Annotated in this window: 3 protein-coding genes; all 3 read right to left on the reverse strand. The window is 68.0% G+C overall.

The features are described from left to right. Nucleotides 1–602: amino acid ABC transporter ATP-binding protein (locus tag ABZ070_RS36655; RefSeq protein WP_356640456.1), on the reverse strand; the 602-nt coding region annotated here is incomplete at its 3' end. Between the two features lie 52 nt (nucleotides 603–654). Then, a complete protein-coding gene (locus tag ABZ070_RS36660; protein ID WP_356640458.1) occupies nucleotides 655–1,455 on the reverse strand; it encodes an amino acid ABC transporter permease in 801 nt (266 codons plus the stop codon). Beyond that, entirely contained in the window at nucleotides 1,452–2,219 is a 768-nt protein-coding gene (locus tag ABZ070_RS36665; protein WP_356640460.1) for an ABC transporter substrate-binding protein, read from the reverse strand. Before ABZ070_RS36665 ends, ABZ070_RS36660 begins: the two co-directional genes overlap by 4 nt. Nucleotides 2,220–2,502 lie beyond the last annotated feature (283 nt).

Consider the following 2,502-nt stretch of genomic DNA (forward strand, 5'->3'; position numbering starts at 1 on the left):
TGACCGCCGCCGCCACGTGGGCCGTCGTCGGAGGTACGACGCTGGGGCGTGAGGCCTCGGCCATCGGCGATGCGCTGGCCGCCGGGGACGTCGAGCTCGTCGAAGAGCATCACCTCCGGGCCCATGCTCAACGCACGGGCGATCGCCACCCGCTGCTGCTGACCTCCCGACAGCTGCGACGGATAGGCGTCGGCCTTGTCCGAGAGCCCCACCCGCTCCAGGTTCCGGCGGGCGACCTCCAGGGCACTGGCCTTGCCCCGGCGCAGGACCCGCCGCTGGGGCAGGGTGAGGTTCTCCGTGACACTGACGTGCGGGAAGAGATTGAACTGCTGGAAGACCATGCCGATCCGCCGGCGCACGGCGTCGATGTCGACATCGAGGTCGGTGACCTCCGTGCCGCCGACGAACACCTGACCCGCGGTCGGCTCCTCCAGCAGGTTCACGCATCGCAGCAGTGTCGACTTGCCCGAGCCGGAGGGGCCGATGACGCACACCACCTCGCCAGGGGCGATGTCGAGGTCGATGCCGCGCAGGACCTGGTTGTCCCCGAACGACTTGTGCAGGCCCCGGATCTCGATCTCGGGGCGGTCCGTGCTGCTCATGCTCTCGCTGCTCCCGCTTCCCGACGACTGTGGTACGACCGGCATCCGCGGCTCACCTGGCCTTGTCGGCGCGCGCCTCGAGGCGGCGCACCACGAAACTGAGCGGCACGGTCACCAGCAGATAACACAGGCCTGCGACGAGGATCGGGGTGGAATTGGCGGTCTGGCTCGCAAGGTCCCTGCCGAATTTGGTCAGTTCCCGCTCCTGGAGGGTGACCCCGAGGAAGAGCACCAGCGACGAGTCCTTGAAGAGCAGGACCAGTTCGTTGGTGAGCGGCGGGATGACGATACGGAACGCCTGCGGGATGATCACCGACACCATGGCTCTGGCGTGCGAGAAACCCAGTGAACGGGCCGCCTCCATCTGCCCCTTGGGGACCGCCTGGATTCCCGCGCGGATCGTCTCCGCCATGTAGGCGGCGGCGACCAGGCCGAGACCGAGGGCGACCTTGCCGTATGTGCCGCCGGGAATCTCCGTGCCCGGGAAGGCCAGCGGGACAGCCACTCCGACGAAGATGAAGATCAGCAGCGCGGGGAGCCCGCGGAAGATCTCGATGTAGACGCTCGCCACCCACCGGTAGGGAGCGACCGACGAGAGCCGCATCAGCGCGACGACCAGACCGAGCACCAGACCGAAGACGAACCCGGACACGGTGTAGACCACCGTGTTGCGCAGCGCCGTGGTGATGATGGCCGGGAAGAGTTCGGAGGCGAGGTCCTTCTGCGCGAACTGGTTCTGCAGGCGGTCCCAGTCGGCCAGCACACCGATCCAGACCAGGACCGCAACGAATACCGCGTACTGGATGCCCTGCGAGATCCGGCGCCGCTGGCGACGGGTGAGGCGTGAGGTCACGACTGGCCCTTGGGCAGCGGTCCGATCCACTGCTTGTAGAGCTTGTCGTACGTGCCGTCGGCGCGGGCGTCCTCGATGGCCTTGTCGATGGCAGCGCGCAGCTTGTCGTTGCCCTTCTTCACCGAGAAGCCGTACTGCTCACCGGTCTCGATGTTCTGGCCGAGGACGAACTCGGCGGCGTTGGCCTTGCCCTTGAGCCAGCCCTGGACGACGGGATAGTCGATGACGACCGCGTCGACCTGGCCGGTGCGCAGTCCGTTCAGTACGGCGTCCGAGCTCTCGAAGGCGACCGGGTCGAAGCCCTGCGCCTTGGCGTAGCTCTCGCCGGTGGTCTCGGCCTGCGCGCCGAGCTTCTTCTTCTTGGACTTGACGTCGGCGAGCGTTGTCACGCCGCTCTTCTTGGTGGCGAGCAGCGCCTGGGTCGCGTCGAAGTAGGGGACGGAGAAGTCCACGTTCTTCTTGCGCTCGTCGGTGATGGTCATGCCCGCCGCGGCCAGGTCGCACTCGCCGGAGTTGAGGAAGGCGCCCGTCTTGAAGTTCTCGAACGGGGTGTCGAGGATCTCCTGCTCCACCTTCAGGTTCTTCGCGACCAGGTCCACCAGGGCGACGTCGAAGCCCACGACCTTGCCGCCCTGCTCGAACTGGAAGGGCGGGTAGGGCAGATGGGTGCAGGTGGTGAGCTTGCCCTTCTCCACCACGGGGACGCCTCCCGCCGCCTCCCCCGGACCCTCGTCGGAGGAGGAACATCCGACGGCGAGGAACATCCCGGCAGCCACCGCACCGGCGGTGGCGCGGACGCGGAAACTGCTGCGGTGGGTGCGGTGGCCGCTGGCCGTCCCGAACACGGTGACCTCCATGGGTGGGGGGAGGTGGTCGCAGACCGCGACCGCCCGCCGAGATCGTAAGCCACGGGGCGGGTGGTGCGCCGGACCCGTCCACCAGGTGTTCCACTCCGTGGACAGGGAGTCTTCGGTCGGCCACGGGGGGCGCGGGGGCGGACGGCCACAACGTCAAGCGTTCGTGCGAGCTGCCGAAGGTCTCCAGAAC

This window comes from Streptomyces sp. NPDC006283 (genome assembly GCF_040613325.1).
Classification (GTDB): domain Bacteria; phylum Actinomycetota; class Actinomycetes; order Streptomycetales; family Streptomycetaceae; genus Streptomyces.

Excerpts from the sequence above, each read along its gene's own strand:
- ABZ070_RS36665 (WP_356640460.1), bottom strand. The coding sequence starts at position 2,219 with ATGTTCCTCGCCGTCGGATGTTCCTCCTCCGACGAGGGTCCGGGGGAG.